This is a genomic window from Methylobacterium sp. yr668, from assembly GCF_900116245.1.
GTDB lineage: Bacteria > Pseudomonadota > Alphaproteobacteria > Rhizobiales > Beijerinckiaceae > Methylobacterium.
Map to the genome: position 1 here is coordinate 117472 of NZ_FOZY01000013.1, position 14929 is coordinate 132400.

At 71.6% G+C, this 14929-nt stretch carries 14 protein-coding genes; 11 read left to right on the forward strand and 3 right to left on the reverse strand.

Going from position 1 to position 14929, the window contains the following annotated elements:
- The first annotated feature begins 55 nt into the window (after nucleotides 1-55).
- From BM419_RS17615 to BM419_RS17640, 6 genes are all read left to right on the forward strand, one after another.
- A complete protein-coding gene (locus tag BM419_RS17615; protein ID WP_091927194.1) occupies nucleotides 56-853 on the forward strand; it encodes a YfdX family protein in 798 nt (265 codons plus the stop codon).
- 72 nt (nucleotides 854-925) lie between these two features.
- Nucleotides 926-1279: a hypothetical protein gene (locus BM419_RS17620; protein ID WP_056533079.1), complete on the forward strand. Its 354-nt coding sequence runs from the start codon at nucleotides 926-928 to the stop codon at nucleotides 1277-1279.
- A gap of 104 nt (nucleotides 1280-1383) precedes the next feature.
- Nucleotides 1384-1587, forward strand: coding sequence for a hypothetical protein (locus BM419_RS17625; protein ID WP_020093001.1), 204 nt, complete (start codon nucleotides 1384-1386; stop codon nucleotides 1585-1587).
- A 228-nt stretch (nucleotides 1588-1815) separates the two neighbouring features.
- Nucleotides 1816-3279, forward strand: coding sequence for a sensor histidine kinase (locus BM419_RS17630; protein WP_091927195.1), 1464 nt, complete (start codon nucleotides 1816-1818; stop codon nucleotides 3277-3279).
- Nucleotides 3264-4664: a sigma-54-dependent transcriptional regulator gene (locus tag BM419_RS17635; RefSeq protein ID WP_091927196.1), complete on the forward strand. Its 1401-nt coding sequence runs from the start codon at nucleotides 3264-3266 to the stop codon at nucleotides 4662-4664. Before BM419_RS17630 ends, BM419_RS17635 begins: the two co-directional genes overlap by 16 nt.
- A gap of 147 nt (nucleotides 4665-4811) precedes the next feature.
- The gene (locus BM419_RS17640; protein ID WP_091927197.1) at nucleotides 4812-6131 is read left to right on the forward strand and encodes an MFS transporter; all 1320 of its coding nucleotides are present in this window, start codon (nucleotides 4812-4814) and stop codon (nucleotides 6129-6131) included.
- Between the two features lie 28 nt (nucleotides 6132-6159).
- On the opposite strand, the gene BM419_RS17645 is transcribed toward BM419_RS17640, so the two are convergent.
- A complete protein-coding gene (locus BM419_RS17645) occupies nucleotides 6160-6402 on the reverse strand; it encodes a hypothetical protein (RefSeq protein ID WP_091927198.1) in 243 nt (80 codons plus the stop codon).
- 170 nt (nucleotides 6403-6572) lie between these two features.
- Between BM419_RS17645 and BM419_RS17650 the strand changes: the two genes are divergently transcribed.
- The 3 genes from BM419_RS17650 to eda all read left to right on the forward strand — a co-directional run bounded on the left by BM419_RS17650 (nucleotide 6573) and on the right by eda (nucleotide 10567).
- Nucleotides 6573-7694, forward strand: a complete 1122-nt coding sequence (locus BM419_RS17650; RefSeq protein ID WP_091927199.1) for an asparaginase — start codon at nucleotides 6573-6575, stop codon at nucleotides 7692-7694.
- Between the two features lie 397 nt (nucleotides 7695-8091).
- Complete coding sequence (gene edd, locus BM419_RS17655) at nucleotides 8092-9918, forward strand: phosphogluconate dehydratase (RefSeq protein WP_091927200.1); 1827 nt, start codon at nucleotides 8092-8094, stop codon at nucleotides 9916-9918.
- A gap of 22 nt (nucleotides 9919-9940) precedes the next feature.
- Nucleotides 9941-10567 (forward strand): bifunctional 4-hydroxy-2-oxoglutarate aldolase/2-dehydro-3-deoxy-phosphogluconate aldolase, encoded by a 627-nt coding sequence (gene eda / locus BM419_RS17660; RefSeq protein WP_175556322.1) that lies wholly within the window; start codon nucleotides 9941-9943, stop codon nucleotides 10565-10567.
- 155 nt (nucleotides 10568-10722) lie between these two features.
- On the opposite strand, the gene BM419_RS17665 is transcribed toward eda, so the two are convergent.
- Together BM419_RS17665 and BM419_RS17670 are read right to left on the reverse strand one after the other, a co-directional pair.
- Nucleotides 10723-12834, reverse strand: a complete 2112-nt coding sequence (locus BM419_RS17665; RefSeq protein ID WP_091927201.1) for an ABC transporter ATP-binding protein/permease — start codon at nucleotides 12832-12834, stop codon at nucleotides 10723-10725.
- Between the two features lie 148 nt (nucleotides 12835-12982).
- Nucleotides 12983-13300, reverse strand: coding sequence for a hypothetical protein (locus BM419_RS17670; RefSeq protein WP_026604902.1), 318 nt, complete (start codon nucleotides 13298-13300; stop codon nucleotides 12983-12985).
- Nucleotides 13301-13591: 291 nt separating this feature from the next.
- Between BM419_RS17670 and BM419_RS17675 the strand changes: the two genes are divergently transcribed.
- Together BM419_RS17675 and BM419_RS17680 are read left to right on the forward strand one after the other, a co-directional pair.
- Nucleotides 13592-14224 carry a 2OG-Fe(II) oxygenase gene (locus BM419_RS17675; protein ID WP_056533055.1) on the forward strand — a complete coding sequence of 211 codons (633 nt, stop codon included), beginning with the start codon at nucleotides 13592-13594 and terminating at the stop codon, nucleotides 14222-14224.
- Between the two features lie 87 nt (nucleotides 14225-14311).
- Nucleotides 14312-14923 (forward strand): peptidase inhibitor family I36 protein, encoded by a 612-nt coding sequence (locus BM419_RS17680; RefSeq protein ID WP_244540794.1) that lies wholly within the window; start codon nucleotides 14312-14314, stop codon nucleotides 14921-14923.
- Nucleotides 14924-14929 lie beyond the last annotated feature (6 nt).

Sequence of the window (14929 nt, forward strand, 5' to 3'; positions counted from 1 at the left end):
AATGAGGCCAATGCAGATGAAGGCCTTATCTCCGGCACTAGAGGGAGATATTACTATGTCCTATCGCAAATCTATGGCTGCGGCTCTCGTGCTCACCACAATCCTCGGTGGAACCGCCTACGCGGCGGAGCAGGCCGCCCAGACCAACGGCACGCAGATCAGCGCGAGCCAGGCGGCGGTCGACAAGGATGTCGGCAAGCTCTCGAAGGACGGCGCACAGGGCTTCAGGGATCTCCAGCTCACCCGCCTCGCGATCTTCGAGGCCAATCCCGGCCAGGCCAAGGACATGATCGCCAAGGCGCAGGCCGCCTTCGCCAAGGCCAAGACCGACGACGCGGTCTTCACCAAGGCCGAGGCCGACCTCAAGTCGCCGGCCGACATGGCCGCCCACAAGGCGACTGCGCCGAGCGCCAAGGCCGACACCAAGGCCGATACCAAGACGGCCTCCAAGGAGCAGGTGGCCTGGGTCCCGGTCGACGCGCAGCTGACCCTCGGCGACGACTTCGTGGCCACGCCCGCCAAGGCCTCCGCGGTGACCGAGGCGAACAAGAACCTCGCTCAGGGCGACCAGAAGGGGGCCCTGGAGAAGCTCAAGCTCGCCCATGTCGACGTCAACTTCACCATGGCCGTCCTGCCCCTGAACAAGACCATCGCCGACGTCGATCAGGCCGCGACGCTGATCAACCAGGGCAAGTATTACGAGGCCAACGCCGCCCTGAAGACGGCCCAGGACAACATGCGCTTCGACGTGATCGACGCGATCGCGGTGCCCCAGAAGGCGGCCGCCGCCACGGCCGACAAGGGCGCGCCGCAGGCCACCGGCACGACGGCGGGTGCCAAGACCAGCAAGTGACCGAACGCCGACGACGGCCGCGCCTGACGGATCTCGGGCGCGGCCCGGTCGGCGCACAGGAGGGAGGGTCGCGTGCGGCGATTCTGGATCTCGACCATCCTGGGACTCGAACTGCTCCTCGGCGGGACCCTGGCGGCCTCCGCCCGGACGGCGGGGGTTCCGGACTTCAACATCCGGGCGATCTGCGCGCCGGAGCACCGGGCGGGATCGACCGCCGTCGACCGGGCGAGCTACCGCGGCTGCCTGTCCGACGAGGCCGCCGCCCGGCGCACCCTGATCAAGCGCTGGGCGACGTTCGACGTGGCAGAGCGCCGGACCTGCGCGACGGAGAGCCAGATCGGCGGCACCCCGTCCTACGTGGCGATGCTGACCTGCGTGCAGCTCGGAAGCGACGCCCTGCCGATCAACCCGTCGGGCCAGCCCTGAGACAAGACCATCCGCGCGACGGATCGCACGCCCGTGATCCGCGCATGAGGAACCGGCGGCATCGCCAAGACGTCCTGCAATGTCGATTGAGTGGAGGAGGCATCATGTTCAAGACTACGGCGCGCGCTGCTCTTTGCCTGGCCTGTCTCTGGTCGGTCACGCCGGCCCTGGCGGCCCCGAAGGAGATGCCCCAGGGCAAGCGTGACGAGATGTCGATGAAGGACACCAAGCACGAAGTGGTGATGCAGCGGAAGGAGAATAAGGAAGCCAACAAGAACGTCGACAGCCTCATCACGAACCGCAAGTGAGCGCGCGCGCCGACGACTGATCGATCGTACGTCCGAGCGGGGTGTCGGACGCGGCGCCCCTCTCCCGGCGGTCCCGGGCCCGGCCCGGGACCGTAAGCGCGCGTCGCGTCGGCACCGTGGGACCCGCGCAGTCTCCGCGTGGTCGGGGACCGGGCAATGGCTTAGGAACGGGGTCCGGCCGCGCGACGCCGCCGCAGGAGCCAGCGCCATGCCGGGTCGAACACCGCCGTGACGGCCTACAGCCTGCGCGCCCGGCTGCTCGCGCTCTGGGTCCTGCTGGTCGCCTCCGCGGCCGCCACCGCCTACCTGATGCTCGGCGTCTACGACCAGTCGACGGGCGTCCAGGTGGCGCAGGCCGATCTCGCGGTCGGGCGGGCCTGCCGCGACATCATCGACCGGTACGCCGCCCTCGTGCGTGCGCGCGGGAGGGGCGTCGGGGAGGCCGACCTCGTCGGCACCGTCTCGGCCGCTTTGGCGCGCTTCCCGGGCCTCGAGGGCGGAATCTGGAGCGCCGCGCGCGGGTCGGTGGCCTACGCCTATCCGACCTACGAGGGATCCGGGCCGAAGACCGACTTTCCGGCGGCCGAGCGCGACGCCATCGCGGCGCTGAACGCGCAGGCCCTGCGGGTCGACCACGCGGCCTCGGAGCGGCGGCCGAGCCGGACCCAGGTTCTCATGCTCCAGGCCTGCCCGCTGCACGGGCCGGAGGCCGGCCTGACCGCGTGGTCGATGACGCGCGCGCACGTGAATGACGGCCCCACCTACACGCGCTTCCTCGCGGGCCTGGGCTTCCTCGCCGCCACGGTACTCGGATCGGCCGCGTTCCTGAGCTGGTTCCTGTACGGATTCTCGGGGCGGATCGCCCGGCTCGAGGCCGCGCTCGCCGCGCCGCGTCCGGACGGCCAGGACCTGCCCCATCTCGACCGCACCGGCGAGCGCGAGCTCGACCGGCTGGTCGACGCCCTCAACGCCGCCGGCGGGCGGCTGCGGGAGGCCCAGGCCCGGATCGTGGCGACCGAGCGCCTCGCCGCCGTCGGCCGTCTGGCGGCGAGCATCGCCCACGAGATCCGCAATCCCATCGCGGCGATGCGGCTGAAGGCCGAGAACGCCCTCGTCAGCGGCGATCCGCACCGCGCCGCCGTCGCCCTCGAGACCGTTCTCGGCCAGATCGCACGGGTCGACACGCTGCTGCGCGACCTCCTCAACCTGACGCAGGCGCGGCCGCTCAACCGGATGCCCACACCCGTGGCACCGCTCCTGGCCGAGTGCGCGGGCCTGCACGAGGATCTGGCGCGCGCGCGCTCGGTCCGGATCGCGGTCGAGGCCGACGGGCTGCCCGCCGCGGACCATCCGCATCTCGACCGGGCACAGGTCGCCCGCGCCGTCGACAACCTGCTGCTGAACGCCCTGCAACACGCGCCGCCGGGCGGGCGGGTCCGCCTCGGCGCCGAGCGGGTGACGGTCGACGGCGCGCTGCGGCTGCGCCTCAGCGTCGCCGACACCGGCGCCGGGGTCGACCCGGCGATCCGCGCCAGCCTGTTCGAGCCCTTCGTCACCGGCCGGCCCGACGGGACCGGTCTGGGGCTCGCGATCGTGCGCGAGATCGCCGTGGCGCATCGGGGCGAGGCGAGGCTGGTCGAGGGCGCGCCGGAGACCACCTTTGTCCTGGATCTGCCATGGCAACCATCCTGATCGTCGACGACGACAGAGCCCTGCGCGACGGGCTCGCCGAGACGGTGACCGATCTCGGGCACACCGCGCTCCCGGTCGCCTCCGGGTCGGAGGCGCTGGCGCGGCTTGGCGAGGGTCCGGTGGCGGCGGTGCTCCTCGACCTGCGCATGCCCGGAGACCTCGACGGCATGGCCACGCTGGAACGGATCCGGGCCCTGCCGGAGCCGCCGCCCGTCACGGTCCTGACGGCCTTCGCGAGCCCGGCCAACACCATCGAGGCGATGCGCCTCGGGGCGCACGACCACCTGACCAAGCCGATCGGCCGGGCCGACCTCGCCGCCGTCCTCGACGCGATGCTGCGCGACGCCCGCTCCGATCCCGTCGGCGCCGCGCCGCCGCCGGACCACCCGGTCCTGATCGGATCGAGCGCGGGCATGCGGAAGGTTCAGAAGACCATCGGTCTCGTCGCCGACAACGCGTCCACGATCCTGGTCCAGGGCGAGACCGGCACCGGCAAGGAGGAGGTCGCACGGGCCCTGCACGCCTTCTCGCGGCGGCGCGCGCGGCCGTTCGTTCCGGTGAACTGCGCGGCGATCCCGGCCGAGGCTCTGGAGAGCGAGCTGTTCGGCCACGTCCGGGGCGCCTTCGCGGCCGCGACCGCCGACCGCGCGGGCGCCTTCCACGAGGCCCAAGGCGGCACCCTGTTCCTGGACGAGATCGGCGACATGCCGGCGGCGATGCAGGCGAAGATCCTGCGGGTGATCCAGGACGGCGTCGTGACCCCGCTGGGGGGCCGCCCTGCCCGGGTCGATGTCCGCCTCGTGGCGGCTACGCATCGTGACCTGCCGGCGCTCGTCGCCGCGGGTGGGTTCCGCGCCGACCTGTACTACCGGCTGAACGTCGTTCCGATCACCCTGCCGCCCCTGCGCGAGCGCTTGGCCGACATCGTGCCGCTCGCCGAGCACTTCCTGGTCCCTTCGGGCAAGCGCCTGAGCGGCGGGGCCGCCTCGCGCCTGCTCGCCTACGAGTGGCCCGGCAATGTCCGCGAGCTGCGCAACGTCGTGGAGCGCGCCGCCATGCTGGTGCGCGGCGGCGTGATCGCGGCCGAGGCCATCGATCTGCCGGCCGCGCGACTCGACCGCCGCGGCGAGGACGGCGCGGCCGACTGGCTCGCCGGCGACCTGCCCGGGGCCGTGGCTCGCCTGGAGCGGACCATGATCGCGGCCGCGCTCCGCGAGGCCGACGGCAACCGTGCCCGGGCCGCCCGCCGGCTCGGCATCCAGCGGCAGCTCCTCTACGCCAAGATCGAGCGCTACGGCCTCGGCGCGCCGGGCACCGATCTGTCGGAAGAGACGACAGACGCTGTCGGGAATCCCGACGCTTCGGCCGGCACCGACACGGCCTGAGGCCCGTGCGGGCCGGAGAACCGTTCACATCCCGCGTGAGGCCCGCGCCGCGCGGGAACCGATGGCGCCCGCGGGCGTCGAGCCCCGCGTGCGACGGCACGGCCCGGATCGGGGCCGCGCCGTCCGTCGGTCGGGGGATCGGGCAGGATGAACAGCATCGAGACGGGCGCCCGCGGCGCCGGCGGCCGGACACCCTCGGCCAAGGCCCTGCGCGGCCTCGACGCGCTCAACTTCTTCCTCGCCGACGTGCGCGACGGCCTCGGCCCCTACCTCGCCATCTACCTGATCGCCGTGCGCGGCCCCGACCAGGGCTGGAACGAGGCCACGACCGGTCTCGTGATGACCATCGCGGGCATCCTCGGCCTCGTGGCGCAGACGCCCGCCGGCGCGCTGATCGACGCCACCAACCACAAGCGCGCGGTGGTGATCGGCGGCGCCATCGCGGTGACGGCCAGCTGCCTCGTCCTGCCGTTCATCACGAACTTCTGCCTCGTCACCGCCACCCAATCGATCGCCCACGTCGCCGGGACGATCTTCCCGCCGGCGCTGGCCGCGATCACGCTCGGCCTCGTCGGGCCGAAGATGTTCGCCAAGCGGATCGGCCGGAACGAGGGCTTCAACCACGCCGGCAACGCGGTCTCGGCCGCCCTGGCGGGCGGGCTCGCCTACTTCTTCGGGCCGGTGGTCGTATTCTGGCTGATGGGCATCCTGGCGGCGCTGTCGATCGGCGCCATGCTGATGGTGCCGGCCGACGCCATCGACAACGACCTCGCCCGCGGCATGACCGAGGCGGAGGAGCAGGCTCAGGAGAAGCCCTCCGGCCTCACCACTCTGCTGCAGAACCGGGCGCTGCTGATCTTCGCGGTGCTCTGCGCGATCTTCCACCTCGCCAACGCGGCGATGCTGACCTCGGTGGGCCAGCTCCTGACGCACATCTCGGGCAAGGACCACGCGACCTCGCTGATCGCGGTCTGCATCGTGGCGGCGCAGTGCGTGATGGTGCCGGTAGCGATCTTCGTGGGCGCGAAGGCCGACGTGATCGGCCGCAAGCCGATCTTCCTCGCCGCCTTCGGCATCCTGGCGCTGCGCGGCGTCCTCTACACGCTGTCGGACAACCCGTTCTGGCTGGTGGGCGTCCAGCTCCTCGACGGCATCGGGGCCGGCGTCTACGGCGCGCTTTTCCCGATCGTCGTCGCCGACCTCACCCGCGGCGGCGGCCGGTTCAACGCGGCCCAGGGCGCTGTGGCGACGGCTCAGGGCATCGGCGCCTCCCTGAGCGCGACGCTGGCCGGCGTGATCATCGTGTCGGCGGGTTACTCCACCGCCTTCCTGGCGCTGGCGGCCATCGCGGCGCTCGGCTTCGTCCTCTACTTCGCGCTGATGCCCGAGACCCGCGGCGCGGTGCGCGCGGGCAGCGAGCCCGAGAGCGGCGCCGGCATGCCGCCGGCCGTGCCGGCGAGCGCCTGAGCGCCGCGATCGGATCCGGAGGCCGGGCTCAGGACGCGGCGGCCAGCTCCGGCACGACTTCGCCCGGCACGACTTCGCCTGACCCGCGTTGGCCCGGCACGGTCGCCTCCGGCGGGGCCTTCCGCGAGACGTAGTAGATGTCGACGGCGCGCCAGAACGCGCCCTGCTCCTCCGTCGAGCGGCGCGCGAGGGAGGTCTCGAGGATCGACATCGCGGCCCGCGCGGGCTCGCTCCGCTCGAGTTCCTCGAGCAGGCCGGCGAGATGCAGCATGGGATCTATCTCCGAGCGGACAGCAACCCCCATCAACGCCCGAGCTTGCGTAACGATCCGTCGCGCCCTGCGCGTCGGCGCCCTGCATGATCCTTGCCTCGGGCCGGGGCGCGGCTACCATCCCCGCGTCGAGTCCGACTCGCTCTCCCGTCAACCATCGAGGATCTCCGATGTTCTCCTGCCGAAGCGGCGCGGCTCTTCCCCTGCGCGGAGCGGTCTTCGCCCTGGCCCTGGCCAGCGGATTCGGCGCGGCGCCCCTCGTCGCGCGCGAGATGCCCGAGGCCGGCACGGCCGCCGCGGCGAAGAAGCCGAACGTCGTGATCCTCGCCACCGGCGGGACGATCGCGGGCGCCGGCGCCGACGCCGCCAACAGCGCCACCTACACGGCCGCCAAGGTGCCGGTCGACAAGCTGATCGCCGCCGTGCCGCAGGTGAACACCATCGCCAACGTCCGCGGCGAGCAGGTCTTCCAGATCGCCTCCGAGAGCTTCACCGACGCCCAGCTGATCCAGCTCGGCAAGCGCGTGTCCCAGCTCCTGAAGCAGGACGACGTCGACGGAATCGTCGTCACGCACGGGACCGACACGCTGGAGGAGACGGCGTTCTTCCTCGACCTCGTGGTGAAGAGCGACAAGCCGATCGTCGTGGTCGGCTCGATGCGGCCCGGCACGGCGATCTCGGCCGACGGCGCCCTCAACCTGCTCGACGCCGTCACGGTCGCCGCCAGCAAGGAGGCGATCGGCCAGGGCGTCACCGTGACGATGAACGACTACATCCAGTGCGGCCGCGACGTGAACAAGCGGACCAACATCGTGCCCAGCGCCTTCTACAGCCAGTGGGGACCGCTCGGCATGGTGGTCGAGGGCAAGACCTACTTCTTCCGCTCGCTGACGAAGCGGCACAACATGAGCTCCGAGTTCGACATCGACCAGATCGACAGCCTGCCGCTGGTCGGCATCGTCTACGGCTCGGGCAACATGATCCCGGGCGTCTACGACGCCGAGCTCCAGGCCGGCGCCAAGGCGATCGTCAACGCCGGCACCGGCAACGGCTCGGTCCCCGGCTACCTCGTCGACAAGCTGAAGGAGATCCGCTCCAAGGGCGCCATCGTGATCCGCTCGTCGCGGGTGCCGGACGGCTTCGTCCTGCGCAACGCCGAGCAGCCCGACGACAAGTACGACTGGGTGGTCGCCCACGACCTCAATCCCGCCAAGGCCAAGATCCTCGCCGCCGTGGCGCTCACCAAGACCAGCGACACCAAGGAGCTGCAGCGCATCTTCTGGGAGTATTGAGGCCAGGGACGTGCTGGGTCTCTGAGGTTCGACCCCATCCTGCAGCATGCCTCGAACGAGCGCTTCGAGGCGTGGCGACGTCGGGCGTCCGAGCAGAGGCGGGCGGTCACCGTCTTTGCGGGCGCGGCGAAGCACCCCAGGGTCGCGCTGCCCTGGGTCACTTCGCTCCGCTCGTGATGACGATGCGGGCGGCATCGGTCGAACGCGACAGCGACCGCGGCCTCGGACTTGGGGTTTCCTGAGCCGGCGGGCAGACCTCATGTCAGCGCCGGCGCCCGCCCCGGGTTACATCCCGCGGCGCACCCCTTAGATACCGGCCACCGACGCGGGCGCGCGGCCGATCCCGACTCGCGGCACCGGCCGCGCGCCCGTCGGCACCGAGCCTGGAGGAACGAGCATGACCGAGCTTCATCCCGAGGTCGCGGCGGTCACCGAGCGCGTCGTGGCGCGCTCCCGCGAGACCCGGCGCGCCTATCTCGACCTGATCGCCCGCGAGCGCGAGGCGGGGGTCCGGCGCGGTAAGCTCGCCTGCGGCAACCTCGCCCACGGCTTCGCGGCCTCCGGCGAGGACAAGGCGGCGATCCGCGACGAGCGGACGGTGATGAACATCGGCATCGTCACCGCCTACAACGACATGCTCTCGGCCCATCAGCCGTACGGGCGCTACCCGGAGCAGATCAAGCTGTTCGCCCGGGAGCGCGGCGCCACCGCGCAGGTCGCGGGCGGCACGCCGGCCATGTGCGACGGCGTCACGCAGGGGCAGAGCGGCATGGAGCTGTCGCTGTTCTCCCGGGACACGATCGCGCTCTCCACCGCGGTCGCGCTGAGCCACGGCATGTTCGACGGCGCGGCGCTGCTCGGCATCTGCGACAAGATCGTGCCGGGCCTGCTGATCGGGGCGCTCCGCTTCGGCCACCTGCCGACGATCCTGATCCCGGCCGGGCCCATGCCGTCGGGTCTCGCCAACAAGGAGAAGCAGCGGATCCGCCAGCTCTACGCCGAGGGCAAGGTCGGCCGGGCGGAGCTGCTCGAATCCGAGTCCGCCTCCTACCACGCGGCCGGAACCTGCACGTTCTACGGCACGGCCAACTCCAACCAGATGATGATGGACATGATGGGCCTGCACATGCCGGGCGCGTCCTTCATCAACCCCGGCACCAAGCTGCGCCAGGCCGTGACCCGGGCGGCGATCCACCGGCTCACCGAGATCGGCGGCGCCGGCAACGACTACCGGCCGCTCGGCCTCTGCGTCGACGAGAAGGCGATCGTCAACGCCGCGGTCGGCCTGCTCGCAACGGGCGGATCCACCAACCACGCGATCCACCTGCCGGCCATCGCGCGCGCGGCCGGCATCGTCATCGACTGGGAGGACATCGACCGCCTGTCCAGCGCCGTGCCGCTGATCGCCCGCGTCTACCCGAACGGCGCCGGCGACGTGAATCACTTCCACGCCGCGGGCGGCATGAGCTTCGTGTTGGCGGCCCTGCTCGACGCGGGCCTCCTGCACGACGACATCCTGACCGTGTCGGGCCAGTCGCTGCGCGACCACGCCCGCGACCCGAAGCTCGACGGCGAGGAGCTGGTCTTCGAGGACGCCGTGCCGGAGAGCCTCGACGACACGATGCTGCGCCGGCCCGGCAACCCGTTCCAGCCCGACGGCGGCATGCGTCTCGTGAAGGGCAATCTCGGCCGGGCGACGTTCAAGACCAGCGCCGTCGAGGAGCATCGCCGCACCATCGAGGCCCCGGCCCGGGTCTTCTCCGACCAGGACGAGGTGCTGAAGGCGTTCAAGGCCGGTGAACTGGAGCGCGACGTCGTGGTCGTGGTCCGGTTCCAGGGCCCGAGGGCCAACGGCATGCCAGAGCTCCACAAGCTCACGCCGCCGCTCGGCGTGCTGCAGGACCGCGGCCACAAGGTCGCCCTGGTGACGGACGGGCGGATGTCTGGCGCGTCCGGCAAGGTGCCGGCCGCCATCCACCTGAGCCCCGAGGCGCTCGGCGGCGGCCCGATCGGGCGGATCCGCGACGGCGACATCGTCCGCCTCAGCGCGGCCAACGGGCTGCTGGAGGTGCTGGTCGACGAGGCAGAGCTTGCCAGCCGCCCCGAGGCCGAGGCGCCGGAGCCCGCGCAGGGCACCGGGCGGGAGCTGTTCGCGTTCATGCGTCACGGGGCCGACACGGCGGAGCGGGGCGCCTCCGCGATGCTAGCCGCCGCCGGCCTCTGAAACCGAGAGGGAGTTGCCGACCATGAACGATCTGACCAGCATCGACGCGCTGATGCGCTCCGTGCCCGTCATTCCGGTCCTGGTGATCGACGACGCGGCGCAGGCGCGGCCCATCGCCGAGGCCCTGGTGAAGGGCGGCCTGACCGCCCTGGAGGTCACCCTGCGGACCCCGGCCGCCCTCGACGTCATCCGGGAGATGACCCGGGTCGAGGGCGCGGTGGTGGGCGCCGGGACGGTGCTCAACCCGCGCGATCTCGAGAAGGCCCTGGCGGCGGGGGCCGAGTTCATCGTCTCGCCGGGCCTCACCGAGCCGCTGACCGACGCCGCCAAGGCCAACGGCGTGCCCTACCTGCCCGGCGTCGCGACGGCGGCCGACATCATGCGCGGCCTCGACCACGGGCTCGACCGGTTCAAGTTCTTCCCGGCGGAGGCCGCGGGCGGGATCAAGGCGCTGAAGGCGCACGCGGCGGTGTTCGGCGCGGTGCGGTTCTGCCCGACGGGCGGGATCTCCGAGCTGAGCGCCCCGGACTGGCTGTCGATCCCGTCCGTGCTCTGCGTCGGCGGCAGCTGGGTGGTGAAGCCCGGCACGCCGGATCCGGCGGCGATCGAGCGGGCGGCCCGGGCCGCCGCGGGGTTGCGCAAGGCGTAAGCCCCGCAACCGACGTCCTTGCGAGCGAAGCGAAGCAATCCAGGGTCGCGCCACATCTCTAGGATGTCGCGCTGCCCTGGGTCACTTCGCTGCGCTCGTGATGACGGAGAGGGCGCGGCCCCGCCCCGCAGAGCGGTGGGAGCTGTTGCAGCCCCTCACTCCGCCGGTAGCGGCTGCCTCTGCACCCGCGGGACGAAGACACCGCTCTCCGGCTCGAGCGCGATGCGCCGGTCGTGGAAGGCGTCCAGCGTCGAGCGGTGACCGATCGACACGATCGTCGTGCCGGGGAGCTGCTCGCGCAGCATCCGGTAGAGGGCGGCCTCGGAGGGCTCGTCGAGGGAGGCCGTCGCCTCGTCGAGGAACAGCCATTCGGGCTTGGCCAGCAGCGCGCGGGCGATGGCCAGCCGCTGCTGCTCGCCGCCCGACAGCCGCCGCTCCCAGGTGTCGCTCTCGTCGAGATGGTCGACGAGGTGGGGGAGCTGTGCGGCCGTCAGGGCGTCCCGGATCACCGCGTCCGAGAACTGGTCGGTGGTGTTCGGGTAGACGACGGCGCCGCGCAGGGTCCCCTGCGGGATGTAGGGCCGCTGCGGCAGCAGCAGGGCCGACTGCCCGGCGGGCACGTCGACCCGGCCCTTGCCGAACGGCCAGATCCCCGCGATCGCCCGGAACAGGGTCGACTTGCCGGAGCCGGAGGGACCCGTGACCAGGGTCGCGCCGCCGCGCGGCAGGGTCAGCGCGTCGGCGGTGACGATCGGCTTCCCGTTCGGCAGGGCGAGGACGAGGCCGCGCGCGGTGACGTCGCCGGTGCTCTCGTTCCCCTGGACGAGGCCGTAGCCCGCCGCCTCCAGCGCCTCGGCCTTCGTCATGGCCCTTCGGAACGAGCCGAGACGGATGGTATTGGCCTTGTAGGCGGCCAGCGTCGTGTACGAGTCCACGAAGAACGACAGCGAGCTCTGCACCTGGCTGAAGGCCTGGGACGTCTGCTGGAGCGCGCCCAGCGTGATCTTCTTGGCGAAGAAGGACGGGGCCGCCAGCACCATCGGGAAGATGACGCTCGCCTGCCGGTAGCTGAACGTGAAGGCGATCAGCTTGATGCGGCGGAAGATGATCCCGACGTAGTTGTCGATCACGCTGTGGAACAGGCTCGAGAGCCGCGAGGCTTCCGCCCGCTCGCCGCGCAGCAGGGCGATCTGCTCGGAGTAGATGCGGTTCCGGGCCAGCGCGAAGCGGAAATTCGCCTCGACCTGCTCCTGCCGGAAGTCCAGCCCGATGAGCGGCCGGCCGATCAGGTGGGTGAGCCACGTGCCGACCACCGCGTAGGCGATCACCAGCCAGACCAGGAAGCCCGGGATCACCGTGTCGGTGAACGGCACGACGAAGTCGCGCGACAAGGTCCAGAGGATCACGATGAACGACACGAGCTGCGCGGCCTGGCTGAGGAGCCGGATCGACAGCGTCGTGGTCTGCACGATGAAGCTGTTGACGTCGGCCTGGATGCGCTGGTCCGGGTTGTCCGCCTCCTCGTCGGTGAACGGGATCCGGTAATGCGTGCCGTTGCCGAGCCAGCGCTCGTACAGGCTGTGGGTCAGCCACGTGCGCCAGCGGATGAGCAGCGAGGAATCGACGAACAGGTCGAACATGCCGATGGCGATGTTCAGCGTGGCCAGCGGCACGAACACCCAGAGCAGCTGGTACCAGAACGCGTTCGCGTCGTATTCCTGGAGCGAGTTGTAGATGTCGCGGTAGAAGAAATTAAACCGCAGCGTCAGCGCCACGTCGGCGAAATTCACGAAGATCGACAGCGCCACGAGGTTGCGGCCGATCCGGCCCTCGGTGGTGCCGAACCAGCGGAACAAGCCGATCTCCTTGGTCGGCTTGTCGCGATTGGCGAAGTACGGGTCGGCGATGTTGGTGATCGCGCGGATCGGCTCGAGATGCGAGATGCCGAGCACGATGGCGGCGAAGACCACCGCGCCGGTGGCGGCGAAGGCCGGCGGGAGCAGCGCGGCGATCACCGGCGGCAGCAGCCCCATGGCGGCGATCGTCTTCGATCCGGCGAGCAGCAGGTAGCCGACGCCGTAGACCGAGACGAAGACTTTCAGGTAGGCCGAGATGCCGTTCGAGGCGATCAGGATGCCCGCCATGGCGAAGCCGGCGAGGGAGACGTAGAGCGGCGGGCTCGGGATTCCGGGAAACGCCAGCAGGATCAGCGCGGCCAGGGCCGTGAGCACGGCCTGGATGCCCAGTCCGGTCCTGAGTGCTGCCACCGTCGATCCCCCATCCGTGCGCGCCCGCCCGGGGCGCCGCCGGCGGCCTTGGCCCCGGCAGATGGCCAGATAGTGGCACTCGGCCCGCGCTGTCGCGTGAAACTTTGGTCACGTTCCGGCGGTGCGGCGATTTACGCGGGCACCGCGGCTACCAGTTCCACTCCTCGAAGCCGGGCTCGCGGCAATGGTAGCCGATCGGGCATTGCGGGTTGTCGCGCGTCGGGGCGAAGCGCAGCTCGGCGATCTCCGCGCCGCTGCACTGGCCGGGATTGCTGACGAACCGCTCCGGCGCCGCTCCGGCGGCGATGATCACGTCGCCCTCGTTCTTCACCAGGGCCATCGCCTCGGAGCAGGTCATGCGGGCCGTCATCGAGCCGCGCGGCGGCCGCGACTGCGCACGGGCCTCGACCCCGGCCGCGACGGCGGCGAGGTGGGCGAACAGCAGAGCGAGGGCCAACGGCCTCATCGGGCACGGGTTCCGGTACGCACCCGGGAAGAAAGCCCGCGGGTCTGGCGCCATCCTGCACAAGCGGGCCGCCCGAGACTGTCACCGGAATGCGCCACCGGGCCGCTTTCGCCGTCGGACCGCCGCAATCGGCGGATTAGGAGATTCCGGGATCGCCGGAAGCAGCTGTAGATTTGTGGTCGTGGACGCCTGCGCGGGCGACCCCGGCACGACGGCTGGACCGGCCCCCCGGCACGCGTCTCCGGCGCCCCGCGTGCCGGCCGACCGGCGCCGGAGCCAAGGGACCCAGCGATGTCCGCTCTCTCGATCCTCGACATCTCCGCCGTGCGCGCCGCGCCCGTCTCCCGCGAGCCCTACGCCTACACGCTCGGCAGCAACGTCCTGAATCCCGACGCGATCGACGACATCCGGCGCGACTTCCCGGACATCGCCAAGCCCGGCTACCTCACGGTCGACGAGGTCACCCTGAAGGGCCGGTTCAAGGCGCTGATCGACGAGCTGGAGAGCGACGCCTTCTCGAAGATCCTCGGCGAGAAGTTCGGCATCGACCTCGTCTCCTGCCCGCGCCTGACGACCATCATGCGCCGCAGCCAGCTGAAATACGGCTCGATCCACACCGACGGCCCGTCGAAGGTGCTCACCCTGCTCGTCTACATGAACGACGCCTGGGACGCCCCGGCGGCCGGCCGCCTGCGGGTGCTCTACGACGGCCGCAACTACGAGCCCTTCGCGGTGGAGGTCCCGCCGACCATGGGCACGATGTTCGCGTTCCTGCGGGCGGACAATTCCTGGCACGGCCACGAGCCCTTCGAGGGCGAGCGGCGCGTGGTCCAAGTGGCGTGGCTCAGGGACGCGTCGGAGCTGGAGCGCAAGCGCAAGCGCAACCGCACGGCGCAGTTCCTGAAGGGCATCTTCGGCCGCTGAGCGGACGAGAGGGGGCGGACCATGGGGGCGGTCGTTCTGGCGGATCCTGGCGACGGGGCGCGTTCCGGCTCCTGGCGTCGCTTCGCCTTGCCGACCCTCCTCATCCTCGGCTGGGTGGGCCTCTTCGCCTACAGCGCCGCCTACCTCACCGAGGACCTGCCGTTCCGCCCGTCCCCGCCGGAAGCGAGCCCGTCCGCGGCGGGGTCCGCCGCGCCGCGCCCCGCGCGCCGCGTCGTGATGCTCGACGAGCCCGACCCGCTCACCGCTCCGGCCGAGCCGCCCGGCCAGACCGCCATGGCGGCCTCTCCGGCGCCGGCGGCCTCGCAGAGTGCCGCGGCGCCGCCCGCGACCACGGCGAATGCCCGCCCGGCCCCGGGCGCCGCTCCGGCCGCCGCCGTGCCCGCCGCCGAGTATGTCGGTGTCTGGGGCCCGACGCCGGAGGCCTGCGGAGCGCGCTCGCGCCGCCGCGGCTACATCCCGGCCACGATCACGCAGGACCGCGCCCGCGCGGGCCGCACGCTCTGCCTGTTCCACGACGTGCGGCGGAGCGGCGGCGCCTGGGTCACGGCCGCCGAGTGCAGCGATCGCGGCCGCCACTGGTCGTCGCAGGTCCGCCTGCAGGTCGACGGCGAGCACCTGACCTGGTCGAGCAGCCGCGGGACCTCGACCTATATCCGCTGCGGCCGTCGCGCCGGCTGAGCGGCG

What these genes read in the sequence shown, in the direction of transcription:
- BM419_RS17615 (WP_091927194.1), top strand. Translation starts at nt 56, where the DNA reads ATGTCCTATCGCAAATCTATGGCTGCGGCTCTCGTGCTCACCACAATC.
- BM419_RS17625 (WP_020093001.1), top strand. Translation starts at nt 1,384, where the DNA reads ATGTTCAAGACTACGGCGCGCGCTGCTCTTTGCCTGGCCTGTCTCTGG.
- BM419_RS17635 (WP_091927196.1), top strand. Translation starts at nt 3,264, where the DNA reads ATGGCAACCATCCTGATCGTCGACGACGACAGAGCCCTGCGCGACGGG.
- BM419_RS17640 (WP_091927197.1), top strand. Translation starts at nt 4,812, where the DNA reads ATGAACAGCATCGAGACGGGCGCCCGCGGCGCCGGCGGCCGGACACCC.
- BM419_RS17645 (WP_091927198.1), bottom strand. Translation starts at nt 6,402, where the DNA reads ATGCTGCATCTCGCCGGCCTGCTCGAGGAACTCGAGCGGAGCGAGCCC.
- BM419_RS17650 (WP_091927199.1), top strand. Translation starts at nt 6,573, where the DNA reads ATGTTCTCCTGCCGAAGCGGCGCGGCTCTTCCCCTGCGCGGAGCGGTC.
- edd (WP_091927200.1), top strand. Translation starts at nt 8,092, where the DNA reads ATGACCGAGCTTCATCCCGAGGTCGCGGCGGTCACCGAGCGCGTCGTG.
- eda (WP_175556322.1), top strand. Translation starts at nt 9,941, where the DNA reads ATGAACGATCTGACCAGCATCGACGCGCTGATGCGCTCCGTGCCCGTC.
- BM419_RS17670 (WP_026604902.1), bottom strand. Translation starts at nt 13,300, where the DNA reads ATGAGGCCGTTGGCCCTCGCTCTGCTGTTCGCCCACCTCGCCGCCGTC.
- BM419_RS17675 (WP_056533055.1), top strand. Translation starts at nt 13,592, where the DNA reads ATGTCCGCTCTCTCGATCCTCGACATCTCCGCCGTGCGCGCCGCGCCC.